The following is a 25,405-nucleotide window of genomic DNA, read 5'->3' as shown; positions in this document are numbered from 1 at the left end:
GCCCTTGCCCTCTAGAAGCCCAACGATGCCGCGTAGCTGTCCCAACCCCAGACCAGGCCCTGCATGGCCAGCCAGGCGAACACCCCGGCGATCACGTCGTCGAGCATGATGCCGACGCCGCCGTGCACATGGCGGTCGATCCAGCGGATCGGCCAGGGCTTGACGATGTCGAACAGGCGGAACATGAGAAAGCCTAGCAGCAGCCAGACCCAGCCCTCGGGCACCAGCCACAGGGTGATCCACATGCCGACCATCTCGTCCCAGACGATGCCTTCGTGGTCGTGCACCCGCAAGTCATCGGCGACCTTGCCGCACAGCCAGAAGCCGAACAGCATGGTCACCCCCAGCATCAGCCAGTAGCCCCAGTCCGGCAGCATCTGCCACAGCGGCACGAACGGCAGCGCCACCAGCGAGCCCCAGGTGCCCGGCGCCTTGGGCAGGGTGCCGGAGCCGAAGCCGAAGGCGATGAAGTGCCAGGGATTGCGCCACACCGAAGGCGGGACGTACTCGGCGGGAACCTGGTTGGGGTGATCGGTCACGCGGCATTCATCCTGTCAGAAATGTTGGTAACCGCTGTGCGGCGGCGCGACGAGCCGCCCCGTACCATCCAGCAGCTGCACGCCGCTGCCGGCCAGCACCCGGCCGATGGCGCGCACCTCGGGCCAATCGGCCTGCAGGTCGGCGAGCAAGGCTGGCGGTAGGGTAAAGGCCAGTCGGTAGTCGTCGCCACCGCTCAGCGCACAGGCCAGCGCCTGCCGCTCGCCGGCGAACGCCAGCAATGCCGGCGACAGCGGCAGCCGCGCCTGCTCGACCTGCAGGGCGACACCCGAGGCCTTGGCGATATGCCCGCAGTCGGCGAGCAGACCGTCGGAGATATCCAGCGCCGCCGTGGCCCGCCCACGCAGGGCCTGGCCCAGCGCCAGCTGCGGCTGCGGCGACCAGTAGCGCGCCAGCAGGGGCTCGGCGAGTTCGGCCGCGGCCGTCCGCTGCCCCAGCACCAGCGGCAACGCGCCGGCGCCGTCGCCGAGACTGCCGCCGACGCAAAGCAGATCGCCCACTTGCGCGCCGCAGCGAGTCAGCGCCTGGCCAGCCGGCACCCGGCCGAACACGGTCAGGGTCAGGCTCAGCGGGCCGCGCGTGGTGTCGCCGCCGACCAGCGCCAGCGAACAGTTCTGCGCCATCAGCTGCAGGCCGCGAGCGAACTCGGCCAGCCAGATGTCCTCGGCGGCGGGCAGGGTCAGGGCCAGGGTAAAGGCCAGGGGCGTGGCGCCCATGGCGGCCAGGTCGCTGGCCGATACCGCCAGCGCGCGCTGGCCGAGCAGGAAGGCATCGCAGGATTCGGGAAAATGCACCCCGGCGACCAGGGTGTCGGTGGACACCGCCAGCTGCTCGCCGGCTGGCAGCGCCAGCAGCGCGCAATCGTCGCCGATGCCGCGAACCACGCCGTCGCCGCCCTGGGCGCAGGGGGCGGCGGCGAAGTAATGACGGATCAGCTCGAACTCACCCATGGAGCCTCCCCTCTCCCTCTGGGAGAGGGGTTGGGGGTGAGGGTGCTCGGACAACGCGATCCATGCTCAACGCTTGTTGGCGCCCACTTCGGCGGCACGCAGCTTGGGCGCCAGCTTGTCGAGGATGCCGTTGACGAACTTGTGCCCGTCGGTGGCGCCGAACACCTTGGCCAGCTCGATGCCCTCGTTGATCACCACCTTGTAGGGCACGTCGACGCGGTTCTTCAGCTCGTAGGTGGACAGGCGCAGGATGGCCAGCTCGACCGGATCGATCTCTGCCAGCGGGCGATCGAGCAGCGGCGTGAAGGCCTCGTCCAGCTCGGCCTTCTGCCGCGGCACGCCGTGCAGTATCTCGTGGAAGTAGGCGCCGTCGACCTTGCTGAAATCGTTGTCGACGCGGAACTGCGCTTCGATCTCGTTCAGCGGCTGGCCGGCGATGTGCCAGGAGTACAGGGCCTGCATCGCCAGGGTACGGGCCTCGCGGCGGGCGAGAATCTTGCCGCTGGGGCCCTTCTTGGCCGGCTGGCCGTTACCGGAGTTGCTCACTTGGCCTCCAACTGCGCCAGCAGGCTGACCATTTCCAGGGCAGACAGCGCAGCTTCGGCACCCTTGTTACCCGCCTTGGTGCCGGAACGTTCGATGGCTTGTTCGATGGAGTCGACGGTCAGCACGCCGAAGGCGACCGGTACGCCGTACTCCATGGACACCTGAGCCAGACCCTTGGTGCACTCGCCGGCGACGTATTCGAAGTGCGGAGTGCCGCCACGGATGACCGCGCCAAGGGCGATGATCGCCGCGTACTCGCCGCGCTGAGCGACCTTCTGGGTGACCAGCGGAATCTCGAAGGCGCCCGGCGCGCGGATGATGGTGATGTCGCTCTCGCTCACGCCGTGGCGAACCAGGGCGTCGATGGCGCCACTGACCAGGCTCTCGACGACGAAGCTGTTGAAACGGCCTACCACCAGGGCGTATTTGCCCTTCGGGGCGATGAAGGTACCTTCGATGGTCTTCAGGGTCATGACGGGTCTCACTAGGGTTAAAGAGCCGGAGCGGCGGTGCGCTCCGAAAAATAAAATTCGTGCTCCCTGGGGAGCTGGCTTTGCTCCCCTCTCCCATAAATGGGAGAGGGTCATCAGCTTTGGCCCTTCGGGCCGCGGTCAGTCAGCCGGCAGGTATTCTACAACCTCGAGATCGAAGCCGGATATCGCGTTGAACTTCATCGGCGAGCTCAGCAGGCGCATCTTGCGCACGCCGAGGTCGCGCAGGATCTGCGAGCCGGCGCCCACCGTGCTGTAGGTGGCCGGAGTCGCCGGCTGCTGGCGGCCGAGGTGGGCCAGCAGCTCCGGGCCGGTCAGCGGGTTGCCCAGCAGCAGCACCACGCCGCTGCCGGCCTTGGCCACCTCGGCCATGGCCGCGCGCAGGCTCCAGCGCCCCGGCTGGTTGACCAGGAACAGGTCGCGCAGCGGGTCCATGTTGTGCACCCGCACCAGGGTCGGCTCCTCGGCGCACAGCTTGCCCAGGGTCAGCGCCATGTGCGCGGTGTCTTCCACCGCGTCGCGGTAGGTGACCAGGTTGAACTGGCCCAGCTCGGTGTCCAGCGGCTGCTCGCTGATGCGTTCGACGGTGCGCTCGTGGATCAGGCGGTAGTGGATCAGGTCGGCGATGGTGCCGATCTTCAGACCGTGCTGCTCGGCGAAGGCCTCCAGCTCCGGGCGACGGGCCATGGTGCCGTCGTCGTTCATGATCTCGCAGATCACCCCGCTCGGCTCGAAGCCGCCCATGCGCGCCAGGTCGCAGGCCGCTTCGGTGTGGCCGGCGCGCGCCAGTACGCCGCCGGGTTGGGCCATCAGCGGGAAGATATGACCGGGGCTGACGATATCGTCGGCCACCGCATTGCGCGCCACCGCGGCCTGCACGGTGCGCGCCCGGTCGGCGGCGGAGATGCCGGTGGTGACGCCTTCGGCGGCCTCGATGGAGACGGTGAACTTGGTGCCGAAGCCGGAACCGTTGCGCGGCGCCATCAGCGGCAGCTTGAGCAGCTCGCAGCGCTCGCGGGTCATCGGCATGCAGATCAACCCGCGGGCGAAGCGGGCCATAAAGTTGATATGTTCGGCCGTGACGCATTCCGAAGCGATGATGATGTCGCCCTCGTTCTCGCGGTCCTCGTCATCCATGAGGATGACCATCTTGCCGGCGCGGATGTCTTCGATCAGTTCTTCAGCGGTGTTGAGCGCCATCGGGGCGTCTCCTCAATTCTTCAGGTAGCCGTGTTCGGCGAGAAAGCTTTCGGTCAGGCCCGAGGCCTTGGGTTCGGCGGCCTTGTCGCCGAGCAGCAGGCGCTCCAGGTAGCGCGCCAGCAGGTCCACTTCGAGGTTGACCTTACGCCCGGCCTGGTAGTCGACCATGATGGTCTCGGCCAGGGTGTGCGGCACTATGGTCAGTTCGAACTCGGCGCCATCGACCGCGTTGACGGTCAGGCTGGTGCCGTCGACGGTGATCGAGCCCTTGTGCGCGATGTACCTGGCCAGCTCGCGCGGCGCGCGCACCCGGAATTGCACGGCGCGGGCGTTATCGGCACGCGAGACGATCTCGCCGACGCCGTCGACGTGGCCGCTGACCAGATGCCCGCCGAGGCGGCTGGTGGGGGTCAGGGCCTTCTCCAGGTTGACCGCACTGCCGGGCTTGAGATCGACGAAGGCGGTGCGCGCCAGGGTCTCGCGGCTGACGTCGGCCCAGAAGCCGTCGCCGGGCAGCTCCACTGCGGTCAGGCACACGCCGTTGACGGCGATGCTGTCGCCGAGCTTGACGTCGCCCAGGTCGAGCTTGCCGGTGGCGACATAGACGCGCACATCACCGCCCTTGGGGGTCATGGCACGGATGCTGCCGATGGCTTCGATTATGCCGGTGAACATGCGCCCTCCGGTTTCTCACTGAAGATGATGCGAAACAGCATGGACGAACTCCTGTTTGGGTCAGAAACAGGGCAATGCCGATCGATAGGGATTTCGCGGACGCGCACGCGGCGCCCGAGGAGGGAATCCCGCTCTCTCTTTATCCGGACTATACCGTCGGCCCCGGAATCGCACCGGGTCTGCTGACCTCGCCGAAACGAGCGCTCGCGGGCTAGGCAGAATCCGCCATTACCGCCGGTGGGGAATTCCACCCCGCCCTGAGAACGTTGCGGCCAGTCGCCCGGCCGAGTGGCGTTTTACCATATTTATCGCCGCACCGCATGACCCCAGGGGGACGCCGTGGCGACCTGCCGTCGGCAGGTTGGGCTGAGGAGCCTGCGACCAAGCCCAACATGGGCGTGGGGATCGCCGGGATCGTGGAGAATGCCAAGATCGCCGGGCGGAGCGCGACGCGCTCCCTGTTGGGCTTCGCTGCGCTCAGCGCCAACCTACGGCCGCGCGGTGATCTGCCAGTCGTCGCCGATGGCGCGGATATCCACGATCTGCAGCTCGGGCGCCTCGGCCATGCGGTTGAGCGGCAGGTCGAGCAGCGGCCGGGCACTGGAGCCGAGCAGCTTGGCCGCCATGAAGATGCGGTATTCGTCCACCAGCCCGGCGCGGGCGAAGGCGCCGGCCAGGCGCGGCCCGGCCTCCACCAGCACCTCGTTGGCACCGCGCGCGGCCAGTTCTTCGAGCAGCTTGCGCAAGTTGACGTGACCGTTGCTGCCGGGCACGGCAAGCAGCTCATGGCCCTCCTGCTGGTAACGCTCGCGCGCCAGCGCGGCGGCGCAGGTCGCCACCAGCGCCGGCCCGGCCTGGAAGAAGGCCTTGTCCAACGGCACCCGCAGGCGTCCGTCGACCAGCACGCGCAACGGCGGACGGCGCTGCGCCAGGGCGGTCAACTCGGCGCCCAGGCCCAGTTCGTCGGGGCGCACGGTCAGCCGCGCGTCGTCGCTCAGCACGGTATCGGCGCCGCTCAGCACCACGCTGGCCTGGGCGCGCAGGCGCTGCACCTCGGCACGCGCCGCCGGGCCGGTGATCCACTGGCTCTCGCCGCTGGCCATGGCGGTGCGCCCGTCCAGGCTCATCGCCAGCTTGACTCGCACCAGCGGCAGGCCGCTCTCCATGCGTTTGACAAAGCCGGCATTGAGCGCTCGCGCCTCGCTTTCCAGCACGCCGCTGCGCACCTCGATCCCGGCCTCGGCCAGGCGCTTGAGACCCTTGCCGGCGACCTGCGGATTGGGGTCCTGCATGGCCGCCACCACCAGCGCCACTCCGGCGGCGATCAGGCCGTCGGCGCAGGGCGGGGTGCGGCCGAAATGGCTGCAGGGTTCCAGGGTGACGTAGGCGGTGGCGCCGCGCGCCAGCTCGCCGGCCTGGCGCAGGGCGTGCACCTCGGCGTGCGGCTCGCCGGCACGGGCATGCCAGCCTTCGCCGACGATGCGCCCGTCACGCACGATGACGCAACCGACCCGCGGATTGGGATGGGTGGAGTACAGGCCCTTGCGCGCCAGCTGCAGGGCGCGCGCCATGAAGGCGTGGTCGTGTGCGCTCATCGGGCTTTCGACGGCTCGCGAGAGAGGCGCTCGATCTCTTCGCGGAACTCGTTGAGATCCTGGAAACGCCGGTACACCGAGGCGAAACGGATGTAGGCGACCTCGTCGAGCTTGCGCAGCTCGCCCATCACCAGCTCGCCGAGCACCAGGGACTTCACCTCGCGTTCGCCGGTGGCGCGCAATTGCTGCTTGATGCGGGCGATGGCTTCCTCGAGGCGCTCGACGCTCACCGGGCGCTTCTCCAGCGCGCGCTGCATGCCGGCACGCAGCTTGTCCTCGTCGAACGGCTGGCGGCTGCCGTCCTGCTTGATCAGGCGCGGCATCACCAGTTCGGCGGTCTCGAAGGTGGTGAAGCGTTCGCCGCAGGCCACGCATTCGCGGCGACGGCGCACCTGATCGCCCTCGGCGACCAGACGCGAATCGATGACCTTGGTGTCGTTGGCGGCGCAGAATGGACAATGCATGGCAGGCGCTGGCAGGTGGCGGCAAAGGCGCCATGGTAGCGCATCGAAGCGGCAAGACAAGCCAGGTGCTTTAGGCTATACAGACGCCCGCCCGAACAGCAGAAGACGCCATGAACCTATACCTGCCGCTGCTTGCCCTGATCCTCACCGGCCTGCTCGGCGCCTGCGCCAGCGAGCCCGCCACGCCGCCCGCGCCGCCGCCGAGCCCGCCGAGCGCGGCACCCGCGGTCGAGCCGCGCAACCTGCTGCCCAGCCTGCGCGGTCAGCTGCTCGGCGTGGCCGCCGGCGCCGAGGTGGACCTGGCGCTGCTGGCGGTCGACGCGCGCGGGCGCCCCGCTACCCTGCTCGGCCACCTGCTGCTGCGCAGCGACGGCAACCCACTGCCCTTCGCCCTGCACTTCGAGCCGGCCAGTTTTCCCGGCGACCAGCGCGTTGAGCTGCGCGGCCGCGTCACCCAGTCCGGACGCCTGGTGCAGCGCCTGCCAGCGCAAACCATCGCCGCCCCGCAGAGCCGCGACCTCGGTCCGCTGCGCCTGGTGCCGGCGCCATGAGCGCCCCGGCATCCCTGCAAGGCGCGCTAAGCGAACTGCTCGGCGATGCCCGCCTGGTGGCCGAAACGCTGCCCGGCAGCGACATCGCCCTGTGGCTGATCGACGCCGGCAATATGGACCGCGCCTTCAGTCCCGAGGAAACCCGGCGCATCCTAGAAGAACCGCCCTACTGGTGCTTCTGCTGGGCCAGCGGCCTGGTGCTGGCGCGCTGGCTGGCCGAGCGCCCCGAGTGGGTGCGCGGCAAGCGCGTGCTGGATTTCGGCGCAGGCAGTGGCGTAGCCGCCATCGCCGCAGCCAAGGCCGGCGCCGCCGAGGTGGTGGCCTGCGACCTCGACCCGCTGGCGCTGGCCGCCTGCCGCGCCAATGCCGCGCTCAATGGCGTGACGCTGGACTACTCGGAAGATTTCTTCGCCGAGGCCGACCGCTACGACCTGATTCTGGTGGCCGACGTGCTCTACGACCGCGCCAACCTGCCGCTGCTCGATCATTTCCTCAGCCGCGGTCGCCAGGCGCTGGTGGCCGACTCGCGAGTCAAGGACTTCCAGCACCCGCTGTACCGCCGCCTGGCGCTGCTCGACGGCTGTACCTGGCCGGATCTGGCCGAGCCGGCCGAATTCCGCGAGGTCAGCCTGTATCATGCGCTACGACCGAGGTAGCCCGGATGCAGTCCGGGGAACAGGCAGCAGCGCCCCCCTTGTTTCGCGGGTCGCCTGCCCGCATTAATAGACCATTGCCCTGCCCTTCGAGACCGACCATGAGCGATTCCCCCTATATCTTCGACGTATCCGGCGCCGCCAGCTTCGAACAGCTGGTGATCGAGAACTCCTTCCACAAGCCGGTACTGGTGGACTTCTGGGCCGAATGGTGTGCGCCGTGCAAGGCGCTGATGCCGCTGATGGCGAAGATCACCGAGCAATACGCCGGCGAACTGCTGCTGGCCAAGGTCGACTGCGATGTCGAGCAGGACATCGTCCAGCGCTTCGGCATCCGCAGCCTGCCCACCGTGGTGCTGTTCAAGGACGGCCAGCCGGTGGACGGCTTCGCCGGCGCCCAGCCGGAAGCGGCGATTCGCCAGATGCTCGCCCCCCATGTCGCCGAGCCGGCGCCGGCCGCGGCCGACCCGCTGGAAGCCGCCCAGGCGCTGTTTGCCGACGGCCGCTTCGCCGACGCAGAAGCGCTGCTCAAGCAGCTGCTGACGGAGAACAACGAGCACGCCGCGGCGCTGATTCTCTACGCCCGCTGCCTGGCCGAGCGCGGCGAACTGGGCGAAGCCGAGGCGGTGCTGAATGCGGTGAAAGGCGACGAACACAAGCAGGCCCTGGCCGGCGCCAAGGCGCAGTTGACCTTCCTCCGTCAGGCCGCCGACCTGCCGGAAGTGGCCACCCTGAAGAGCCGTCTGGCGCAGGACGCCGGCGACGACGAGGCGGCCTATCAGTTGGCCGTACAGCAGCTGGCCCGCCAGCAGTACGAACCGGCGCTGGATGCCCTGCTCAAGCTGTTCGTGCGAAACCGCGGCTACCAGGACGGCCTGCCGCACAAGACCCTGCTGCAGGTGTTCGACCTGCTCGGCGGCGACCACCCGCTGGTCACCGCCTACCGCCGCAAGCTGTATCAGGCGATCTACTGACTCAGGCCGGAACCCGGACGGTAGGTTGGGCTGAGCGCCGCGAAGCCCCACACCGCGCCCCAGAGACAGCGGCAGAACGCTTTGTTGGGCTTCGCAGGCTCAGCAACGACCTAGGCTGGCTCGCCCACCCAGCGATAGATCGGCGCATCGGCGCCGGTTTCCATACGGATCTGCGCGCAGTGGCGCAGGCGCACCAGCAGGCGCTTGCCGGCCGCCTCGCCGCCGGCCAGCGCGGCCAGTTGGCCGAGCAGCTGCGGCCCCTCCACCTGCCCGGCGTCGCGCACCAGTTGCAGGGCGGTCTGCCAGAGCGCGTCATTGCTGCCGGCCGAGACGGCCGGCGCTGGCACCTCGGTCGCTGGCACGACACTCAGGCCTGCCGTCAGGCGCGCCCAATCCTCGGCCTCCAGTTCCACAGTCAGGTCCACCGGCCAGTCGCCGATGCGTCCGCGTATGCGCAGCATGATCGTTCTCCCATTCCCAGCGCCCATGCTCCCATGACGCCTGTGCGCTGGCCAGGCCGGCACAAAAGTTGTTATAACGTAACGATTAAAACCCGTACCGGAGACGCCCCATGCGCCGACTGCTGCTCGCCCTGCCCTTCGCCCTGTTGCCCCTGGCCGTCGCCCAGGCGCATGAACACAAACACGACCACGATCATCATGACCACGCACACGACAGCCTCGGCGCTCACGAGCACGGCGTCGCCAGCCTCAACGTGGCGCTCGACGGCCAGACCCTGGAGCTGCAGCTGGAAAGCCCGGCGATGAACCTGGTGGGTTTCGAGCACGCCGCCAAGAGCGACGCCGACAAGGCCAAGGTGGCCACCGCCAAGGCCGAACTGGAACAGCCGCTGAGCCTGTTCGCCCTGGCCGCCGGCGACTGCAAGGCGACCCAGGTGGAACTGCAGAGCCCGCTGTTCGGCGACGCAGGTCACCATGACCACGACCATCATGAGCATCAGAGCGAGCACAGCGAGATCCACGCCCACTACCGTTTCGACTGCGCCCGCGCCAACGACTTGAAACAGTTGGACCTGGCCGAGCTGTTCAAACGCTTCCCCGCCACCGAGAAGATTCAGGTACAACTGATCGGCCCGAGCGGCCAGCAGGGCGTGGAACTGACTCCCGCCCAGCCGCGCCTGAATTTCTGAAGCCGTAGGGTGGATGAGGCTCTTCTCATCCACCGTGGGAGCGCCATGGTGGATGGGTGAAGCGTCATCCACCCTACACGCAGGCCCATAAACCACCCGATAGCCGGACCATGACCCAATCCCTGATCGACCTCGCCGACCTCGGCTTCGCCTGGCCCGGCCAGGCGCCCTTGCTGGACATCCCCCGCTTCACCCTCGAGCGCGGCGAGACCCTGTTCCTCAAGGGCCCCAGCGGCAGCGGCAAGACCACCTTGCTCGGCCTGCTCGGCGGCGTGCAGAAGGCCCAGCGCGGGCATATCCGCCTGCTCGGCCAGGACCTCGGCCAGCTCTCGGCCGGCGCCCGCGACCATTTTCGCGTCGATCACACCGGCTACATCTTCCAGCAGTTCAACCTGCTGCCCTTTCTCTCGGTGCGCGACAACGTCGAACTGCCCTGCCGCTTCTCGCGCCTGCGCGCCGAGCGTGCGCGCCAGCGCCATGGCAGCGTCGATGCTGCCGCCGCCGCCCTGCTCGACCACCTCGGCCTGCGCGCCGACCTGCTCGGGCGGCGCGCCGACGAACTGTCGATCGGCCAGCAGCAGCGCGTCGCCGCCGCCCGCGCGCTGATCGGCCAGCCGGAACTGGTGATCGCCGACGAACCCACCTCGGCGCTGGACTTCGATGCCCGTGAGGCCTTCCTCCAGCTGTTGTTCGCCGAATGCCGCGCGGCCGGCGCCAGCCTGCTGTTCGTCAGCCACGACCAGAGCCTGGCGCCGCTGTTCGACCGCAGCCTGTCGCTGGCCGAACTCAACCGCGCCACGCGCCCGCAGGAGGCCTGAGATGCATCTGATCCGCATCGCCCTGGCCAGCCTGGCCAACCGCCGTTTCACCGCCCTGCTCACGGTGTTCGCCATCGCCCTGTCGGTGTGCCTGCTGCTGGCGGTGGAACGGGTGCGCACCGAGGCGCGCGCCAGCTTCGCCAACACCATCAGCGGCACCGACCTGATCGTCGGCGCGCGCTCGGGCAGCGTCAATCTGCTGCTGTATTCGGTGTTCCGCATCGGCAACGCCACCAACAATATCCGCTGGGACAGCTTCGAGCGCTTCGCCCAGCACCGCCAGGTCAAATGGGCCATCCCCATCTCCCTCGGCGACTCGCACCGCGGCTACCGGGTGATGGGCACCAGCGCCGCCTACTTCGAGCACTACCGCTACGCCCGCAGCCAAGAGCTGCAGCTGGCCCAGGGTCGCGCCTTCGCCGAGGATCCCTTCGAGGTGGTGCTCGGCGCCGAAGTGGCCCAGTCCCTGGGCTACGACCTCGGCGAGCAGATCGTCCTGGCCCATGGCGTGGCCCGCATCAGCCTGGTCAAGCACGACGACAAGCCGTTCACCGTGGTCGGCATCCTCGCCCGCACCGGCACCCCGGTGGACCGCACCCTGCATATCTCCCTGGCCGGCATGGAGGCGCTGCACGTCGACTGGCAGAACGGCATGCCGGCGCGCGGCGCGGCGCAGGTCAGTGCCGAGCAGGCGCGCGCCATGGACCTGCAACCCAAGCAGATCACCGCGATGCTGCTGGGCCTGAACAGCAAGATCGCCACCTTCAGCCTGCAGCGCGAGATCAACGAGTTCCGCGGCGAACCCTTGCTGGCGATCCTCCCCGGGGTGGCCCTGCAGGAGCTGTGGAGCCTGATGGGCACGGCCGAGCAGGCGCTGTTCGTGGTCTCGCTGTTCGTCGTGCTGACCGGCCTGATCGGCATGCTCACGGCGATCCTCACCAGCCTTAACGAACGCCGCCGCGAGATGGCGATCCTGCGCTCGGTGGGCGCGCGGCCCTGGCATATCGCCAGCTTGCTGGTGCTGGAGGCCTTCGCCCTGGCCCTGGCCGGCGTGCTGCTCGGCCTGCTGCTGCTGTACCTGGGCATCGCCGCCAGCCAGGGCTATGTGCAGGCCAACTACGGCCTGTACCTGGCGTTCAATGCGCCGTCGGGTTACGAATGGAAGCTGCTTGGCGCCATCCTCGCCGCCGCCCTGCTGATGGGCAGCGTGCCGGCCTGGCGTGCCTACCGCCAGTCGCTGGCCGATGGCCTGTCGATCAGGCTCTGAGAGCCTGTTCATGATCTGCTGCGCGTCGGCGCTACTGCGTTAAAAACAAGCTCGGAAAGCCGCTTGCGGCTAACGCACTTCAGTGCGGCCCCGAAGGGGCGAGCGGAGCGAGTAATGCTCATGTACAAAAAGTACACTCCGCTTCCTCCCTTGTTTTTGCCTTGTATCGCTCTAGCTCGCAAGATCGTGAACAAGGCTCTGAGGCAAAGTGGGCCGCGCCTGGCGTACACTGCGCGGGCGCTCCTATAACGAGGTTTTCCATGTCCCGCCCCCTGCTCGCCACCCTGCTGCTCTCGCTGGCCCTGCCGCTGGCCGCCGCCGAGGTGCGCGAACTCACCTGGTCCGAACTGGTGCCGGCCGATGCGCCGCCGCAGCAGATGGACGCCGCCCCTATCCACGACCTCTCGCAGCTGGCCGACGCCCTGGCCGAGTCCGGCCCGGCGGCCATGCAGCAATCGCCGGCCGCACCGGTGGTGAAGGAACTGGACGGCCAGGCCATCAAGCTGCCCGGCTATATAGTGCCGCTGGATGTGACCGACGAAGGCCGGGTGATCGAGTTCCTCCTGGTGCCCTACTTCGGCGCCTGCATCCACGTGCCGCCGCCGCCGTCGAACCAGATAGTCCACGTCACCAGCGAGCTGGGCGTGCTGCTCGATGCGCTGTACCAGCCGTTCTGGGTCGAGGGACCGCTGAAGGTCGAGCACGTCAGCAGCGAGCTGGCCGAGGTCGGCTACCAGATGGCGGCGGACAAGATTTATGCTTACGAGCTGCCCGATAGCTGAACGCCGCCCGCGACACAAAAACGAAAAAGCCAGACCCCAGGGTCTGGCTTTTTCGTTGGCAAAGGCTGCGCTAGCGCCGGTGTAGGAGCGGCTCTAGCCGCGAAACCCTCGCCGCGCTGCGCACGGAGCCCCCAAGGGTCGGTGGCCTAGCTGCGACTGGCGACCCGGTTTTCCTGCTCGAAACGCAGCTCGCTTTCCGCCCACTGGCGCCAGGAGCGCACCTTGCTGCGTTCGGCGCCGCTGCGCTCGGCACGCGCCAGCGCCTCCAGGCCGGCCTGCCAGCGCGCCTGCTCCAGCTCCAGCTGGGCGACGTACAGCCAGTGCTTGCCGTTGCCGCTGCGCTCGGCCAGCGGGCGCAGCACGCGCACCGCCGCAGCGCGATCGCGTGCCTGCCACCAGAACAGGCCCAGACGCTCCTGGCGCGCCGCGGTGTTGGCCAGCAGGCCGCTGTCGAGCATGCCGGCAAGCAGTTTGGCGCCCTGCCAGGGTTGATCCGCTGCGCCGGCGAGCAGCACCAGGTTGTCCAGCTCGGACTCGCTGAAACGCAGGCCCTTGCTGTGCGCCGCACGCAGGGTGGCCAGCGCCTTGTCCTGGCTGCCGGCCATCTGCTGCAGCCCGGCCAACTGGCGCCAGCCCTTGGCGTCGTCCGGCTTACGCGCCAGCAGCTGGCGCTGCCAGCGCTCGGCCTGGGCATAGCGCTTGAGGTCGGCGTTGGCGCCGACCAAAAACTGCAGCCAGATATCGCCGGCCTTGGGGTTGGCCTGTACGTAACGCTCGGCCAGTGGCAAGGCCTTGGCCGGCTGGTTCAGGCCCTGATAGGCCTGCACCAGCAGCTGCAGCACTTCTTCGGAGGCCTTGCCCTGCTCCGGCGCCAGCAACTCCACCACCTTGGCGAAACGGCGCTCGCCGAGGTTGAGCTTGGCCAGGTTGAGGCGTTCGCCGGCGAGCATCTGCTCGTCCAGCTTGCCGCTGCGCACGGCCTTGTCCAGCCAGTCGATGGCCTGGCCGTTGTGGCCGGCCGACCAGGCCACATAGGCCTGACTGCGCCAGATCAGCGCCTCTTCGAGGCTGCCGCTCTTGGCCTCGGCAGCCTCCAGCGCCTTGCGCGCCGCGCCGTGATCGCCCTTCTGCTGCGCCGTCTGCGCGGCGTTGAGGGCGCGGAACACGGCCGGGTCGATGGTTTGCTGGGCCATGCCGGGCACGGCCGCAGCGCTGAGCATCACGAGCAACAACCAACGGTACATGGTCAGCTCCTTTGCAGACGGAAGTAGAGGGTTTTCACCGCCTCGCGATCCACCGCCAGGCCGCCCTCGGTGCGCGGCGCGAAGCGCCAGCGCGCGGCGGCGCGGCGCGCCTCGCGTTCGAACACGTTGCGCGGGTTGGCTTCCAGCACGCGGATGTTCTCCACGTTGCCGGAGCGGTTGATGGTGAAGGCCAGCTTGACGAAGCCTTCGATGCCGCGCTGCAGGGCGTAGCGCGGGTAGTCCGGGCGCACGTCGTTGAGCGGCATCACTTCGCTTTCCATGCCGCCCATCTGCCCGCCGGACTCGGCCGCGGTGCTCGGCGGCGTCGGCGCCGGCGCGCCCGGGGCCAGGCCGGACAGGCTCGGCGCCGGCGCACTGTTGACGGCAATGCCGCTGGCCAGGCTGGGCAGCTGGATATCCAGGGCTGGCAGCTTGGCACTCGGCGTGGCCGTCTGCGGAGTGGGCGGCGTCGGCGGTTGCGGGGTCTGCGGCTGCGGCGGTTGCGGCGCCTGCTGGCGGGTGCGGCTGGCCGTCTCGCTGGCGTTGCCGTCCATGCGCACGAAGTTGGCCACGCTGATCGGCTCTTCGCTCGGCTTGGCGCGGGGCGGGGCGACCATATAGAGCATCAGGGCGAACAGGCCCAGGGCCATCAGGCAGGCGCCGAGAAAGGACAGCGGCAGGCGCATCAGTTGACTCCGCTACCGGCGGCCAGCGCCACGTCCTGCACGCCGGCGAGGCGCGCCTGGTCCATGACCTGCACCACCAGGCCGGTGCGTGCGTCCTGGTCGGCCTGCACCACCACCGCGCCCTCCGGCTGGTCGACGCGCATGCGCTCGACGTGGGCGCGCACGCTGCGGATGTCCACCGGCTGCTTGTCCATCCACACCTGGCCGTCGGCGGTGACGGCGATGAGGATATTGCCCTTGTCCTGCGGGTTGGCGGTTTCCGCCTGCGGGCGCTGCACTTCGACGCCGGACTCGCGGATAAAGGAGCTGGTGACGATGAAGAAGATCAGCATGATGAAGACCACGTCGAGCATCGGCGTGAGGTCGATGCCGGTGTCTTCGTCCTGCTGGTGGTGACGACGCATTCTCATGTTGGGCGATCTCAGTCGTGACGCAGCTGGTCGGCCAGCCGCTCGATGGCCTGGCTGGCTTCGCGCTCGAGGCGCGCCAGGCTGAACAATCCGGGAATGGCCAGGACCATGCCGGCCATGGTCGGCAGGGTCGCCTGCCAGACGCCGGCGGCCATGCCGCGCGGGTTACCGGTGCCGTTGAGGGCGAGCACGTCGAACACCGCGATCATGCCGACCACGGTGCCGAGCAGGCCGAGCAGCGGATAGAGCGCCACCAGGGTCTTACTCAGGCGCAGCGGCGCGGCCAGCTGCTGGCGGGCCTGGGCCAGCCAGGCGGCGCGCACCGCGCGCTGCCAGTTGCCGGTGTCGTCGGCCAGCACCTGCTGCCAGGCCTCGCGGCGCTCCTGCACCCAGCGCGGGAAGACCCGGCGCATGTACCAGAAGCGCTCGAACACCAGGGTCCAGAACACCACACAGAGCGCGGCCAGCGCCCACATCACCACGCCGCCGGCGCCCATGAAGTCGCGCAGCGCATGGGCGCTGTCGACCAGGTGCAGCCAGAAGGCGAACAGCTCAGTCACGGCGCGGCGCTCCCGACAGGTGCAGGGCGATCAGGCCGGCGCTCTGCTGCTCCAGAATCTGGATCAGGCCCTTGCTGCGGCTGGCCAGCAGGCTGTGCAGGAACAGCAGCGGGATGGCCACCACCAGACCCAGCACGGTGGTCACCAGCGCCTGGGAGATGCCGTCGGCCATCAGCCGCGAGTCGCCGCCACCGCTCTGGGTGATGGCCTGGAAGGTGACGATCATGCCGGTCACGGTGCCGAGCAGGCCGAGCAGCGGCGCCACCGCGGCGAGCAGCTTGAGCAGGCCCTGGCCCTTCTCCAGCGGCGGGGTCTCCTGCAGGATCGCCTCGTCCAGCTTCAGCTCCAGGGTTTCCAGATCGGCCAGCTGCGGCTTCGGCCCCAGCACGCCGATCACCCGGCCCAGCGGGTTGTCGCCCCGCGGTGCGCTGAGGTCGTGCATCTGCGCCTTGACGCCGCTGCCGACGCGGCCCAGGTAGACCATGCGCCAGGCCGCCAGGAGCAGGCCGAGCGCGCCGAGCACGACGATCACCCAACCGACCAGGCCGCCCTGCTGCAGGCGATCCCACAGCGTCGGCTGCTGCTGCAGCTGCGCCAGCAGGCTGCCGCGGCTGGGGTCGATGGGCAGCGTGGCGAGGGCGTCGCGGCTGTCCAGGTAGTCTTCGACCTGGCCCAGGCCGGAGGGTTGCCGCGGCGGCGCCACCAGCTCGCCGGCGTCGGCGTCGTAACGCAGGAAGGCGTCCTCGCCGTAGACCGCGAAGGCGCCGACGCGCAGCACCTGCTGCTCGCTGCGCGAGCCATCGGCAGCGACCACCGGCAGCTGCAGGCGCTCGATGCGGCCGCTGGCGGCCAGGTCTTCGAGCAGCAGCATCCAGTAGCCGTCGAGGTCTTCGGCAGACGGCAGCGAGCGGCTCTCGGCCAGTGCCTTGAGACGCTTCAGGCGCTCGGGGTACTGGGCGTTGAGCAGGCTGTCCTGCCACTGCCCGGCAACGTCGCCGGCGCTCTGACGGACCACACCGAACAGTTCACCAAGGTGGCCGACGCGCTGCGCCAGCAGTTTTTCCTGTTCGGCCAGCTCGGCCTCCTGACGGTCGAACTCGGCCTTCAGCCGCTCGGCCTCGGCCTTCTGCAGGTTCAGTGCAGAGCGGGCGGCGGCGAGCAGTTGCGCCTGCTCGCCGCGCTTGGCGAGGAAGGCCTGCTCGCGCTCCTGCATAGCGCTGACTTCGGCGGCGCGCTCGCTGCGGATGCGCTGCAACAGTTGATCGGGGCTGAGGGTTTCGGCTACGGCGGCCAGCGCCGGCAACAGGCTGAGCGCCAGTACGGCTACAACACGACGACTCATTGGGCGGCCTCCTCGGCCAGGGTCTTGATCGGCAGGGACAGCACGGCGGGCGCCTGCTGCTGGCGGGCAATGGCGATAGCCTGGGTCAGCGGACGCCGCGCGCCGCCGTCGAGCACTTCCCAGGCCTGAGCCTGCGGGTTCCACCAGCCGCTCTCGTGGGCGTCGAGGGTCTGGTAATAGAGCATGCTGCGGCCCAGGCGGAGGAATTCGACGCTGCGCGAGTCGCCGTCGGCCTGGCTCAGCTCGCCGCGCCAGGCCTCCAAGGTGCGGCCGTAGTCGCTCTCGATCTGGTAGGCCTCGAGGATGCGCCGGTACTTGTCGGCCAGGCTGACGTCGGCGCGCGGCAGCAGATCCTGCAGCTGGGCCAGACGATCCTCGCGCTCTTCGGGGAGGAACGGCAGGTCGGCGGCGATGAACTGGCCGAGCACCTCGACCATCTTGACCATCTGCGGGCTGACCGCCTCCTGGGTGCGTTCGATGCCGTCCAGCTGCTGCTGGTAGCTGGCCAGTTCCTGGCGCTGCGCTTCGACCAGGTCACGCAGCTGACTGTTATAACCTTTCAATGCCTCAGCCTGCTGCAAGGCATTGCGGTACTCGGTGAGCATTTCGCGGCTGGCATCGTCCAGCTGCTCGACGCGGCCCTGGGAGGCCTTGGCCTCGGCGGCCAGGCGCTGGCTCTCGTCCAGTGCGGCATCCAGCGGCGCGGCAGCCAGCGAACCGCTGGCCAGCATCAGGGCGACGGCCAGGGAGCGAAGGGGGAAGCGATTCATGCGGAGAAGGTCCTCGACAGACGGGCTTGCTGCAAAAAGAGAAACATTATCATCTGCAAAGTACAATCGAAGCAATGGACAAATCGCCGCGCGCAGAACCCGCTCATCCATTGAGCTGGATCAAAGAGCCAATCGATGCATGGCTTAGCATTTATTCCAACCCAGACATCCGCCGACTCGATTGGAGTTCACTATGCACAAGTCGCTGTTCACCGCCTCCCTGCTGGCCCTGGCCATCGCCGCGCCCCTGGCGCAGGCCCACCAGGCCGGCGACATCATCGTGCGCGCCGGCGCCGCCACCGTCGATCCGCGCGAAGACAGCGGCAACATCGATCACGCCGTGCTGGGCAAGGTCCCCGGCAGCGGCGCCACCCTCGACAGCGACACCCAGCTGGGCCTGAACTTCGCCTATATGCTCACCGACCACCTGGGCATCGAACTGCTGGCGGCCACCCCGTTCAGCCACGACGTCGGGGTCAAGGGCATGCCGGGCGCCTTCGCCGGGCTGAACGGCAAGCTGGGCAGCCTCAAGCACCTGCCGCCGACCCTCAGCGCCGTCTACTACCCGCTGGACAAGGCCTCGACCTTCCAGCCCTACGTCGGCCTGGGCATCAACTACACCTGGTTCTTCGACACCGAGCTGAGCAGCGAGGCCGAAGCCAAGGGCTTCAGCGGCCTGGACCTGAAGGACTCCTGGGGCCTGTCCGGCCAGGTGGGCATGGACTACATGCTGAGCGACCAGCTGATGCTCAACGCCCAGGTGCGCTACATCGACATCGACACCACCGGCACCACCCACCTGGCCGGCGACAAGGTCAAGGTCGACGTGGATGTCGACCCCTTCGTGTACATGGTCGGCCTGGGCTACAAGTTCTAAGCCGTCCTGCAACGAAAAAAGCCGGCATCAGCCGGCTTCTTTCATTCCAGGGGCTACAAGGCGAGCAGACGCCTGAGCCCCTCGCGCAGCGGCGTCGGCGGCGGCAGGCGGTACTGCGCCTGCAGGCGGCGGTTGTCGGCACGGGAATGACGGATATCGCCGGCGCGCGCCGGCAGATGGCTCACCGGCGGCAGGCCGCCACAGAGCGCACCGATCTCCGCCAGCAACTGGTTGAGGCTGACCGCTTGGTTCCAGCCGACGTTGGCCGGCTGCGCGTCGACCTGCGCGCCGGTCAGGCCCTGGACCAGCAGCTCGATCAGATCGCCGACGTAGAAGAAGTCGCGGGTCTGCTCGCCGTCGCCGAACACGCTGATCGGCAGGCCCTGCTGCACGCGCTGGGTGAAGATGCTGATCACCCCGGAATAGGGCGAGGACGGATCCTGGCGCGGACCGTAGATATTGAAGAAGCGGAAGATCGCCGGTTCCAGACCATGCTGGCGGCGGTAGAAATCCAGGTACTGCTCGCTGGCCAGCTTGTCCACCGCGTAGGGGGTCAGCGGCGCCTTGGCGGTGTCCTCGTCGATGGCCTGGCCTTCGCCGTTGTTGCCGTAGACCGCCGCGCTGGAGGCATAGAGCACGCGCCGCACGCCGTGCCGGCGCATGGCCTCGCAGACGTTGAGGGTGCCGACGAAGTTGCTCTGGTGGGTGGCCACCGGGTCGTCCACCGAGGCCTGCACCGAGGCCACCGCGGCCAGGTGCGCCACTGCCGCGCACCCGGCCACCGCCTGGGCAACGACCTCGGCATCGGCGACATCGCCCTCGATCAGGCGCAGGCGCGGATTGTCCAGCGGCAGGTTGCTGCGCTTGCCCATGGACAGGTTGTCCAGCACGCGCACGCCGTGACCGGCAGCCAGCAGGGCATCGACCAGGTGCGAGCCGATAAAGCCGGCACCGCCGGTTACGAGAATTTCAGCCATGACGGTAATAGCGGTCCAGCAGGCTCGGCAGACCGGCACGCCAGGCGCGCGGCTTGATGCCGAAGGTGTGAAGGATTTTCTTGCAGGCCAGCACTGCGTGCTGCGGCTCGTCGGCGGCGTCCGGGCGGGCGGCGTGGGCCTGCGGCGCGATGTCCTCGACCAGGTTGCCGCGGTAATGGCGCGCCTCGCTCAGCACCGCCTGGCCCAGGCTCAGCGAGGTGCTCGCCTCGTGGCCGCCGTAGTGGTAGGTGCCCCACAAGGGCGATTCGCAGTCGAGCTGCTTGAGCACGGCGAGGATCACCCGCGCGGCATCGTCCACCGGCGTCGGGTTGCCACGCCGGTCGTCGGCCAAATACAGCGCGTCGTCGCGCTCGGCGCGCTGCAGAAAGCGCCCGAGCAGGCCTTCGCGGCTGTCGTCGAGCAGCCAGCCGAAGCGCAGCAGCACATGCCGCGGACAGATCGCCCGCACGCTCTGCTCCAGCCGCCACAGCGCCTGGCCGCGCAACCCCAGCGGAATCGGTTCCTCCTTCTCGCTGTAGGCCGTAGCCCGCGAGCCGTCGAACACCCGGTAGCTGGAAGGTTGCAGCAGGACGATGGCGTGATGCTGACAGAGTTCGGCGAGCCGCTCGACCGCGCGCTCCTGGGTGGCCAGGCGCGCCTCGGCCACCGCTTCGGCCTGAAACCAGTCGAAGTAGTAGGCCAGATTGACCAGGGCATCCGGGCGGGTGTCATCGAGCAACTGGGTCAGGCTGGCGGCATCCCAGCCCGATTCCGGCGGTCTGGGCGCCAGGAAGCCGATGTCTTCCTCGGCGCCGAGACGGATCAGCGCTTGCCCCAGGGCACTACCACCGCCCAGCAGCATCAGGCGCATTCGCATAGGCTAGAGCCCGCTCCGCTTAGAACGGGATGTCGTCGTCGAAGCTGTCGTAGTCCGGCGCTGGCTGGGCCTGCTGTTGCGGCGCGGCACGCTCCTGACGCGGCGCCTGCTGCGGCTCGCGCTGCGGGGCCGGGCGCGACTGGCGCGGCGCACCGCCTTCGTCACCGCTCGGGCGGCCGCCGAGCAGCTGCATGGTGCCCTGCATGTCGACGATGATCTCGGTGGTGTAGCGCTTGATGCCGTCCTTTTCCCACTCGCGGGTCTGCAGCTTGCCTTCGATGTACACCTGCGAACCCTTGCGCAGGTACTCGCCGGCGATCTCGGCGACCTTGCCGAACAGGGCGACGCGGTGCCACTCGGTCTTCTCGACCTTCTGCCCGGTCTGCTTGTCGGTCCACTGCTCGCTGGTGGCCAGGCTCAGGTTGGTGACCGCGTTGCCGCTGGGCAGGTAGCGCGTTTCCGGGTCCTGGCCGCAGGTGCCGACCAGAATGACTTTGTTAACCCCACGGGCCATAACGTTCTCCTAGGCTCAGCACGCCGCTGGCGCCGCTGCAATCAGGCGTTCCAGGGACGTGCGATCCACTTGTTGGGTGTCCACTTTGATATAGATGGCCGCTTCGTCGACCACCACCACGGCATCCGCCACTCCCGGCGTAGCCTTCAGGCGTTCGACCAGTCCGACATCGGCCAGTGCCGCGGCGTCGAGCGGCAGGCGCAGGCTGGTCACATACGGCGGTTCGCGCATAGTAACAGCAATGGCCAGCCAAATTGCACAGAGCGCCGCACAGCCGATGAACACGCCCTCCAGGCCATGCTGCTGGTACAGCCAGCCGCCGAGAATGCCGCCCAGCGCGGCGCCGAGGAACTGGCTGGTGGAGTACACGCCCATCGCCGTGCCCTTGCCGCCGGCCGGCGCCACCTTGCTCACCAGCGACGGCAGCGAGGCCTCCAGCAGGTTGAACGCGGTGAAGAACAGCACGGTGCCCAGCACCAGCGCGCGCAGGCTGCTGCCGAACAGGGCGAAATACAGCTCGCAGAGCAGCAGCACCGCCACCGCACCGAGCAGCACGCGCTTCATCTGGCGCTTCTTCTCGGCATAGATGATGAACGGCACCATGCCGAAGAAGCCGATCAGCAGCGCGGTGAGGTAGACCCACCAGTGTTCTTCCTTGGCCAGTCCGCCCTGCTCCACCAGCGCCAGCGGCAGGGCGACGAAGCTGGCCATCAGCACCGCGTGTAGGGCCAGGATGGCGAAGTCCAGGCGCAGCAGGTCGGCGTGCTTGAGGGTCGGCCACAGCGCCTGCGTCGCCACCCCGGATTCGCGGTGCTGCAGCGGCCCGGCGTTCCTCGGCACCAGGCCGGCGACGATCAGGATGCCCAGCAGCGCCATCGCCGCGGTGGCCCAGAACAGCCCGGCCAGGCCGAAGGCGCGGGTCAGCAGCGGGCCGAGCACCATGGCCACGGCGAACGACAGGCCGATGCTCATGCCGATCATGGCCATGGCCTTGGTCCGGTGCTGCTCGCGGGTCAGGTCCGAGAGCAGCGCCATCACCGCCGCCGAGATGGCCCCGGCGCCCTGCAGCACGCGGCCGGCGATCACGCCCCAGATGGAATCGGCATTGGCCGCCAGCATGCTGCCGGCGGCGAAGATCAGCAGCCCGGCATAGATCACCGGGCGGCGGCCGATGCGGTCGCTGAGCATGCCGAAGGGAATCTGCAGCAGCGCCTGGGTCAGGCCGTAGGCGCCGATGGCCAGGCCGATCAGCGCCGGGGTACTGCCGGCCAGGTCCATGCCGTAGGTGGCCAGCACCGGCAGGACCATGAACATGCCCAGCATGCGGAACGCGAACACCAGCGCCAGGCCACCGGCCGCGCGGGCTTCGCCGCCACTCATGCGCTCGCTGTGCGGATCGTGCATGGAAAAAGTCCCGTGAAAATCAGCCGGCGATTCTAGCAGCGAAGGCGCAGGCGGCACAGGCACGCGAATTGCCGCAGGGCGCAGCCGGGATGCACGCGCAGGTCGTTCGGCAAGCGGCGATGCAGGTCGCGGCCAGACCGCAACAGGCCCTATACTCGCCGGTTTCTGCCCGCCACGCGAGGCCGCTGTAAGTGGACAAGATTCTGATCCGGGGTGCGCGCACCCACAACCTGAAGAACATCGACCTGACCCTGCCGCGCGACAAGCTGATCGTGATCACCGGCCTGTCCGGCTCGGGCAAGTCGTCGCTGGCCTTCGACACCCTCTACGCCGAGGGCCAACGCCGCTACGTGGAGTCGTTGTCGGCCTACGCCCGGCAGTTCCTGTCGATGATGGAGAAGCCCGACGTCGACACCATCGAGGGCCTCTCCCCGGCCATCTCCATCGAGCAGAAGTCCACTTCGCACAACCCGCGCTCGACCGTCGGCACCATCACCGAGATCTACGACTACCTGCGCCTGCTCTACGCCCGCGTCGGCATCCCGCGCTGTCCGGACCACGACGTGCCGCTGGAGGCGCAGACCGTCAGCCAGATGGTCGACCAGGTGCTGGCCCTGCCGGAAGGACACAAGCTGATGCTGCTGGCGCCGGTGGTGCGCGAGCGCAAGGGCGAGCACCTGTCGGTGTTCGAGGAGCTGCGCGCGCAGGGCTTCGTCCGCGCCCGGGTCAACGGCAAGCTGCATGAGCTGGACGAGCTGCCCAAGCTGGACAAGCAGAAGAAGCATTCCATCGACGTGGTGGTGGACCGCTTCAAGGTGCGCCAAGACCTGCAGCAGCGCCTGGCCGAGTCCTTCGAGACCGCCCTCGGCCTGGCCGACGGCATCGCCCTGATCGCGCCGATGGACGACGAAGAAGGCGACGAGATCATCTTCTCCGCACGCTTCGCCTGCCCGCACTGCGGTCACTCGATCAGCGAGCTGGAACCCAAGCTGTTCTCCTTCAACAACCCGGCCGGCGCCTGCCCGACCTGCGACGGCCTGGGGGTGAAGCAGTTCTTCGACGCCAAGCGCCTGGTCAATGGCGAGCTGACCCTGGCCGAGGGCGCGATCCGCGGCTGGGACCGGCGCAACGTCTACTACTTCCAGATGCTCGGCTCGCTGGCTGCGCACTATGGCTTCAGCCTGGAGCAGCCGTTCGACGACCTGGCCGCCGAGCATCAGAAGGTCATCCTGTTCGGCAGCGGTACGCAAAACGTCGACTTCAAGTACCTCAACGACCGCGGCGACATCGTCAAACGCTCGCACCCCTTCGAGGGCATCATCCCCAACCTCGAGCGACGCTACCGCGAGACCGAGTCGGCCAGCGTGCGCGAGGAGCTGGCCAAGTTCCTCAGCACCCAGCCCTGCCCGGACTGCCGCGGCACCCGCCTGCGCCGCGAGGCGCGGCATGTCTGGGTCGGCGAGAAGACCCTGCCGGCGGTCAGCGGCCTGCCGGTGGGCGACGCCTGCGACTACTTCGGCAGCCTGCACCTGACCGGCCGGCGCGGCGAGATCGCCGAGAAGATCCTCAAGGAAATCCGCGAGCGCCTGCAGTTCCTGGTCAACGTCGGCCTCGACTACCTGACCCTGGACCGCAGCGCCGACACCCTGTCCGGCGGCGAGGCGCAGCGCATCCGCCTGGCCAGCCAGATCGGCGCCGGCCTGGTGGGGGTGATGTACATTCTCGACGAGCCCAGCATCGGCTTGCACCAGCGCGACAACGAGCGCCTGCTGGGCACCCTCACCCACCTGCGCAACCTGGGCAACACGGTGATCGTCGTCGAGCACGACGAGGACGCCATCCGCCTGGCCGACTACGTGGTGGACATCGGCCCCGGCGCAGGCGTGCACGGCGGGCGCATCGTCGCCGAGGGCACTCCGGACGAGGTCATGGCGCATGCCGATTCGCTGACCGGCAAGTACCTGTCCGGCCGCGAGAGGATCCGCTACCCGGCCACGCGCACCCCGCGCGACAAGAAGAAGCAGCTCAAGCTCAAGGGCGCGCGCGGCAACAACCTGCGCAATGTCGATCTGGAGATCCCGGTCGGCCTGCTCACCTGCGTCACCGGGGTGTCCGGCTCGGGCAAGTCGACCCTGATCAACAACACCCTGTTCCCGCTCACCGCCACCGCGCTGAACGGCGCCACCACCCTGGAAGCCGCGGCCCACGACTCGTTCGACGGCCTGCAGCACCTCGACAAGGTGGTCGACATCGACCAGAGCCCGATCGGCCGCACACCGCGCTCCAACCCGGCGACCTACACCGGGCTGTTCACCCCGATCCGCGAACTGTTCGCCGGCGTGCCGGAATCGCGCTCGCGCGGCTACGGCCCGGGGCGCTTCAGCTTCAACGTCAAGGGCGGACGCTGCGAGGCCTGCCAGGGCGACGGCGTGATCAAGGTGGAGATGCACTTTCTGCCGGACATCTACGTGCCCTGCGACGTGTGCAAGGGCAAGCGCTACAACCGCGAAACCCTGGAAGTGAAGTACAAGGGCAAGAGCATCACCGAGGTGCTCGACATGACCATCGAGGAGGCGCGCGCCTTCTTCGACGCCGTGCCGGCCATCGCCCGCAAGCTGCAGACGCTGATGGACGTCGGCCTGTCCTATATCAAGCTGGGGCAGAGCGCGACCACCCTGTCCGGCGGCGAGGCGCAGCGGGTCAAGCTGAGTCGCGAGCTGAGCAAGCGCGACACCGGCAAGACCCTGTACATCCTCGACGAGCCGACCACCGGCCTGCACTTCGCCGATATCCAGCAGCTGCTCGACGTGCTGCACCGCCTGCGCGACCACGGCAACACCGTGGTGGTGATCGAGCACAACCTGGACGTGATCAAGACCGCCGACTGGCTGGTGGACCTCGGCCCCGAGGGCGGCTCCAAGGGCGGCATGATCATCGCCACCGGCACCCCGGAAGAGGTGGCGGCCAACCCGGCGTCGCACACCGGGCACTTCCTGGGGCCGCTGCTGGAACGCGAGCGCGCCTGAAACCCAAGAGCCCCGCACATGCGGGGCTCTTGGGTTAATGGGCA

The 25,405-nt window shown here is 68.5% G+C and carries 28 protein-coding genes and 1 riboswitch; of the genes, 9 read left to right on the top strand and 19 right to left on the bottom strand.

Annotated elements, in window-relative coordinates:
- Positions 1 to 11: 11 nt before the first annotated feature.
- The 8 genes from AC1G9C_RS03410 to nrdR all read right to left on the bottom strand — a co-directional run bounded on the left by AC1G9C_RS03410 (position 12) and on the right by nrdR (position 6,479).
- Entirely contained in the window at positions 12 to 539 is a 528-nt protein-coding gene (locus AC1G9C_RS03410) for a phosphatidylglycerophosphatase A family protein (protein ID WP_021442491.1), read from the bottom strand.
- Between the two features lie 15 nt (positions 540 to 554).
- Entirely contained in the window at positions 555 to 1,508 is a 954-nt protein-coding gene (thiL, locus tag AC1G9C_RS03405; protein WP_480409445.1) for a thiamine-phosphate kinase, read from the bottom strand.
- Between the two features lie 66 nt (positions 1,509 to 1,574).
- The gene (gene nusB, locus AC1G9C_RS03400) at positions 1,575 to 2,054 is read right to left on the bottom strand and encodes a transcription antitermination factor NusB (RefSeq protein WP_480409444.1); all 480 of its coding nucleotides are present in this window, start codon (positions 2,052 to 2,054) and stop codon (positions 1,575 to 1,577) included.
- A complete protein-coding gene (gene ribH / locus AC1G9C_RS03395) occupies positions 2,051 to 2,527 on the bottom strand; it encodes a 6,7-dimethyl-8-ribityllumazine synthase (RefSeq protein WP_012019761.1) in 477 nt (158 codons plus the stop codon). Before ribH ends, nusB begins: the two co-directional genes overlap by 4 nt.
- 138 nt (positions 2,528 to 2,665) lie before the next feature.
- The gene (ribBA, locus tag AC1G9C_RS03390; protein WP_021444361.1) at positions 2,666 to 3,745 is read right to left on the bottom strand and encodes a bifunctional 3,4-dihydroxy-2-butanone-4-phosphate synthase/GTP cyclohydrolase II; all 1,080 of its coding nucleotides are present in this window, start codon (positions 3,743 to 3,745) and stop codon (positions 2,666 to 2,668) included.
- Positions 3,746 to 3,757: 12 nt separating this feature from the next.
- Positions 3,758 to 4,420: a riboflavin synthase gene (locus AC1G9C_RS03385; protein WP_021444360.1), complete on the bottom strand. Its 663-nt coding sequence runs from the start codon at positions 4,418 to 4,420 to the stop codon at positions 3,758 to 3,760.
- Between the two features lie 126 nt (positions 4,421 to 4,546).
- A riboswitch (FMN riboswitch) is annotated at positions 4,547 to 4,689 on the bottom strand.
- 219 nt (positions 4,690 to 4,908) lie between these two features.
- The gene (gene ribD / locus AC1G9C_RS03380; protein WP_122108919.1) at positions 4,909 to 6,015 is read right to left on the bottom strand and encodes a bifunctional diaminohydroxyphosphoribosylaminopyrimidine deaminase/5-amino-6-(5-phosphoribosylamino)uracil reductase RibD; all 1,107 of its coding nucleotides are present in this window, start codon (positions 6,013 to 6,015) and stop codon (positions 4,909 to 4,911) included.
- Entirely contained in the window at positions 6,012 to 6,479 is a 468-nt protein-coding gene (nrdR, locus tag AC1G9C_RS03375; RefSeq protein ID WP_021445840.1) for a transcriptional regulator NrdR, read from the bottom strand. The genes ribD and nrdR overlap by 4 nt, the downstream gene beginning before the upstream one ends.
- 110 nt (positions 6,480 to 6,589) lie before the next feature.
- Between nrdR and AC1G9C_RS03370 the strand changes: the two genes are divergently transcribed.
- From AC1G9C_RS03370 to trxA, 3 genes are all read left to right on the top strand, one after another.
- Positions 6,590 to 7,030, top strand: a complete 441-nt coding sequence (locus AC1G9C_RS03370; RefSeq protein WP_480409443.1) for a YbaY family lipoprotein — start codon at positions 6,590 to 6,592, stop codon at positions 7,028 to 7,030.
- Positions 7,027 to 7,686 (top strand): class I SAM-dependent methyltransferase, encoded by a 660-nt coding sequence (locus tag AC1G9C_RS03365; protein WP_480409442.1) that lies wholly within the window; start codon positions 7,027 to 7,029, stop codon positions 7,684 to 7,686. The genes AC1G9C_RS03370 and AC1G9C_RS03365 overlap by 4 nt, the downstream gene beginning before the upstream one ends.
- 98 nt (positions 7,687 to 7,784) lie before the next feature.
- Positions 7,785 to 8,657, top strand: a complete 873-nt coding sequence (gene trxA / locus AC1G9C_RS03360) for a thioredoxin (protein ID WP_480409441.1) — start codon at positions 7,785 to 7,787, stop codon at positions 8,655 to 8,657.
- Between the two features lie 110 nt (positions 8,658 to 8,767).
- On the opposite strand, the gene AC1G9C_RS03355 is transcribed toward trxA, so the two are convergent.
- Positions 8,768 to 9,118, bottom strand: coding sequence for a hypothetical protein (locus AC1G9C_RS03355; RefSeq protein WP_480409440.1), 351 nt, complete (start codon positions 9,116 to 9,118; stop codon positions 8,768 to 8,770).
- Positions 9,119 to 9,228: 110 nt separating this feature from the next.
- Between AC1G9C_RS03355 and AC1G9C_RS03350 the strand changes: the two genes are divergently transcribed.
- From AC1G9C_RS03350 to AC1G9C_RS03335, 4 genes are all read left to right on the top strand, one after another.
- Positions 9,229 to 9,807, top strand: coding sequence for a DUF2796 domain-containing protein (locus tag AC1G9C_RS03350; protein WP_480409439.1), 579 nt, complete (start codon positions 9,229 to 9,231; stop codon positions 9,805 to 9,807).
- A 110-nt stretch (positions 9,808 to 9,917) separates the two neighbouring features.
- Positions 9,918 to 10,625: an ABC transporter ATP-binding protein gene (locus AC1G9C_RS03345; protein WP_397497835.1), complete on the top strand. Its 708-nt coding sequence runs from the start codon at positions 9,918 to 9,920 to the stop codon at positions 10,623 to 10,625.
- Between the two features lies 1 nt (position 10,626).
- Entirely contained in the window at positions 10,627 to 11,892 is a 1,266-nt protein-coding gene (locus tag AC1G9C_RS03340; protein WP_480409438.1) for an ABC transporter permease, read from the top strand.
- Positions 11,893 to 12,152: 260 nt separating this feature from the next.
- Positions 12,153 to 12,674, top strand: a complete 522-nt coding sequence (locus AC1G9C_RS03335; protein ID WP_480409437.1) for a DUF3299 domain-containing protein — start codon at positions 12,153 to 12,155, stop codon at positions 12,672 to 12,674.
- Between the two features lie 146 nt (positions 12,675 to 12,820).
- Here the strand turns inward: AC1G9C_RS03335 and AC1G9C_RS03330 are convergent, their stop codons facing one another.
- The 6 genes from AC1G9C_RS03330 to AC1G9C_RS03305 are packed head-to-tail and all read right to left on the bottom strand — an operon-like array spanning position 12,821 to position 17,686.
- Positions 12,821 to 13,918, bottom strand: coding sequence for a tetratricopeptide repeat protein (locus tag AC1G9C_RS03330; protein ID WP_480409436.1), 1,098 nt, complete (start codon positions 13,916 to 13,918; stop codon positions 12,821 to 12,823).
- Positions 13,919 to 13,920: 2 nt separating this feature from the next.
- Complete coding sequence (locus AC1G9C_RS03325; RefSeq protein WP_480409435.1) at positions 13,921 to 14,604, bottom strand: TonB family protein; 684 nt, start codon at positions 14,602 to 14,604, stop codon at positions 13,921 to 13,923.
- Positions 14,604 to 15,014 carry an ExbD/TolR family protein gene (locus AC1G9C_RS03320; protein ID WP_031303020.1) on the bottom strand — a complete coding sequence of 137 codons (411 nt, stop codon included), beginning with the start codon at positions 15,012 to 15,014 and terminating at the stop codon, positions 14,604 to 14,606. The genes AC1G9C_RS03325 and AC1G9C_RS03320 overlap by 1 nt, the downstream gene beginning before the upstream one ends.
- Positions 15,015 to 15,025: 11 nt before the next feature.
- Positions 15,026 to 15,574, bottom strand: coding sequence for a MotA/TolQ/ExbB proton channel family protein (locus tag AC1G9C_RS03315; protein ID WP_122108909.1), 549 nt, complete (start codon positions 15,572 to 15,574; stop codon positions 15,026 to 15,028).
- Entirely contained in the window at positions 15,567 to 16,916 is a 1,350-nt protein-coding gene (locus tag AC1G9C_RS03310; RefSeq protein WP_480409434.1) for a MotA/TolQ/ExbB proton channel family protein, read from the bottom strand. The genes AC1G9C_RS03315 and AC1G9C_RS03310 overlap by 8 nt, the downstream gene beginning before the upstream one ends.
- Positions 16,913 to 17,686 carry a DUF3450 domain-containing protein gene (locus AC1G9C_RS03305; RefSeq protein WP_480409433.1) on the bottom strand — a complete coding sequence of 258 codons (774 nt, stop codon included), beginning with the start codon at positions 17,684 to 17,686 and terminating at the stop codon, positions 16,913 to 16,915. Before AC1G9C_RS03305 ends, AC1G9C_RS03310 begins: the two co-directional genes overlap by 4 nt.
- A gap of 193 nt (positions 17,687 to 17,879) precedes the next feature.
- Here AC1G9C_RS03305 and AC1G9C_RS03300 point away from each other — a divergent pair, with 193 nt between their 5' ends.
- Positions 17,880 to 18,563 carry an OmpW/AlkL family protein gene (locus AC1G9C_RS03300; protein ID WP_397497828.1) on the top strand — a complete coding sequence of 228 codons (684 nt, stop codon included), beginning with the start codon at positions 17,880 to 17,882 and terminating at the stop codon, positions 18,561 to 18,563.
- A gap of 53 nt (positions 18,564 to 18,616) precedes the next feature.
- Here AC1G9C_RS03300 and AC1G9C_RS03295 read toward each other — a convergent pair whose 3' ends face one another.
- The 4 genes from AC1G9C_RS03295 to AC1G9C_RS03280 are packed head-to-tail and all read right to left on the bottom strand — an operon-like array spanning position 18,617 to position 22,335.
- Positions 18,617 to 19,540 (bottom strand): NAD-dependent epimerase/dehydratase family protein, encoded by a 924-nt coding sequence (locus AC1G9C_RS03295; RefSeq protein ID WP_480409432.1) that lies wholly within the window; start codon positions 19,538 to 19,540, stop codon positions 18,617 to 18,619.
- Positions 19,533 to 20,417 (bottom strand): sugar nucleotide-binding protein, encoded by an 885-nt coding sequence (locus AC1G9C_RS03290; RefSeq protein ID WP_480409431.1) that lies wholly within the window; start codon positions 20,415 to 20,417, stop codon positions 19,533 to 19,535. The genes AC1G9C_RS03295 and AC1G9C_RS03290 overlap by 8 nt, the downstream gene beginning before the upstream one ends.
- Positions 20,418 to 20,436: 19 nt before the next feature.
- Positions 20,437 to 20,931, bottom strand: a complete 495-nt coding sequence (locus AC1G9C_RS03285; RefSeq protein WP_122108904.1) for a single-stranded DNA-binding protein — start codon at positions 20,929 to 20,931, stop codon at positions 20,437 to 20,439.
- Between the two features lie 15 nt (positions 20,932 to 20,946).
- Positions 20,947 to 22,335 (bottom strand): MFS transporter, encoded by a 1,389-nt coding sequence (locus tag AC1G9C_RS03280; RefSeq protein ID WP_480409430.1) that lies wholly within the window; start codon positions 22,333 to 22,335, stop codon positions 20,947 to 20,949.
- Between the two features lie 191 nt (positions 22,336 to 22,526).
- On the opposite strand from AC1G9C_RS03280, the gene uvrA reads away from it, so the two are divergent.
- Entirely contained in the window at positions 22,527 to 25,361 is a 2,835-nt protein-coding gene (gene uvrA / locus AC1G9C_RS03275; RefSeq protein WP_480409429.1) for an excinuclease ABC subunit UvrA, read from the top strand.
- Positions 25,362 to 25,405: the final 44 nt, after the last annotated feature.

The sequence above is a fragment of the Pseudomonas sp. ABa2 genome (assembly GCF_056676075.1).
The sequence above is the reverse complement of the archived record's forward strand: the minus strand, read 5'-3'. Positions and strand labels throughout refer to the sequence as shown.

What these genes read in the sequence shown, in the direction of transcription:
- thiL (WP_480409445.1), bottom strand. Translation starts at nt 1,508, where the DNA reads ATGGGTGAGTTCGAGCTGATCCGTCATTACTTCGCCGCCGCCCCCTGC.
- ribH (WP_012019761.1), bottom strand. Translation starts at nt 2,527, where the DNA reads ATGACCCTGAAGACCATCGAAGGTACCTTCATCGCCCCGAAGGGCAAA.
- ribBA (WP_021444361.1), bottom strand. Translation starts at nt 3,745, where the DNA reads ATGGCGCTCAACACCGCTGAAGAACTGATCGAAGACATCCGCGCCGGC.
- AC1G9C_RS03385 (WP_021444360.1), bottom strand. Translation starts at nt 4,420, where the DNA reads ATGTTCACCGGCATAATCGAAGCCATCGGCAGCATCCGTGCCATGACC.
- ribD (WP_122108919.1), bottom strand. Translation starts at nt 6,015, where the DNA reads ATGAGCGCACACGACCACGCCTTCATGGCGCGCGCCCTGCAGCTGGCG.
- nrdR (WP_021445840.1), bottom strand. Translation starts at nt 6,479, where the DNA reads ATGCATTGTCCATTCTGCGCCGCCAACGACACCAAGGTCATCGATTCG.
- AC1G9C_RS03370 (WP_480409443.1), top strand. Translation starts at nt 6,590, where the DNA reads ATGAACCTATACCTGCCGCTGCTTGCCCTGATCCTCACCGGCCTGCTC.
- AC1G9C_RS03365 (WP_480409442.1), top strand. Translation starts at nt 7,027, where the DNA reads ATGAGCGCCCCGGCATCCCTGCAAGGCGCGCTAAGCGAACTGCTCGGC.
- trxA (WP_480409441.1), top strand. Translation starts at nt 7,785, where the DNA reads ATGAGCGATTCCCCCTATATCTTCGACGTATCCGGCGCCGCCAGCTTC.
- AC1G9C_RS03355 (WP_480409440.1), bottom strand. Translation starts at nt 9,118, where the DNA reads ATGCTGCGCATACGCGGACGCATCGGCGACTGGCCGGTGGACCTGACT.
- AC1G9C_RS03350 (WP_480409439.1), top strand. Translation starts at nt 9,229, where the DNA reads ATGCGCCGACTGCTGCTCGCCCTGCCCTTCGCCCTGTTGCCCCTGGCC.
- AC1G9C_RS03345 (WP_397497835.1), top strand. Translation starts at nt 9,918, where the DNA reads ATGACCCAATCCCTGATCGACCTCGCCGACCTCGGCTTCGCCTGGCCC.
- AC1G9C_RS03340 (WP_480409438.1), top strand. Translation starts at nt 10,627, where the DNA reads ATGCATCTGATCCGCATCGCCCTGGCCAGCCTGGCCAACCGCCGTTTC.
- AC1G9C_RS03335 (WP_480409437.1), top strand. Translation starts at nt 12,153, where the DNA reads ATGTCCCGCCCCCTGCTCGCCACCCTGCTGCTCTCGCTGGCCCTGCCG.
- AC1G9C_RS03330 (WP_480409436.1), bottom strand. Translation starts at nt 13,918, where the DNA reads ATGTACCGTTGGTTGTTGCTCGTGATGCTCAGCGCTGCGGCCGTGCCC.
- AC1G9C_RS03325 (WP_480409435.1), bottom strand. Translation starts at nt 14,604, where the DNA reads ATGCGCCTGCCGCTGTCCTTTCTCGGCGCCTGCCTGATGGCCCTGGGC.
- AC1G9C_RS03320 (WP_031303020.1), bottom strand. Translation starts at nt 15,014, where the DNA reads ATGAGAATGCGTCGTCACCACCAGCAGGACGAAGACACCGGCATCGAC.
- AC1G9C_RS03310 (WP_480409434.1), bottom strand. Translation starts at nt 16,916, where the DNA reads ATGAGTCGTCGTGTTGTAGCCGTACTGGCGCTCAGCCTGTTGCCGGCG.
- AC1G9C_RS03305 (WP_480409433.1), bottom strand. Translation starts at nt 17,686, where the DNA reads ATGAATCGCTTCCCCCTTCGCTCCCTGGCCGTCGCCCTGATGCTGGCC.
- AC1G9C_RS03300 (WP_397497828.1), top strand. Translation starts at nt 17,880, where the DNA reads ATGCACAAGTCGCTGTTCACCGCCTCCCTGCTGGCCCTGGCCATCGCC.
- AC1G9C_RS03295 (WP_480409432.1), bottom strand. Translation starts at nt 19,540, where the DNA reads ATGGCTGAAATTCTCGTAACCGGCGGTGCCGGCTTTATCGGCTCGCAC.
- AC1G9C_RS03290 (WP_480409431.1), bottom strand. Translation starts at nt 20,417, where the DNA reads ATGCGAATGCGCCTGATGCTGCTGGGCGGTGGTAGTGCCCTGGGGCAA.
- AC1G9C_RS03285 (WP_122108904.1), bottom strand. Translation starts at nt 20,931, where the DNA reads ATGGCCCGTGGGGTTAACAAAGTCATTCTGGTCGGCACCTGCGGCCAG.
- AC1G9C_RS03280 (WP_480409430.1), bottom strand. Translation starts at nt 22,335, where the DNA reads ATGCACGATCCGCACAGCGAGCGCATGAGTGGCGGCGAAGCCCGCGCG.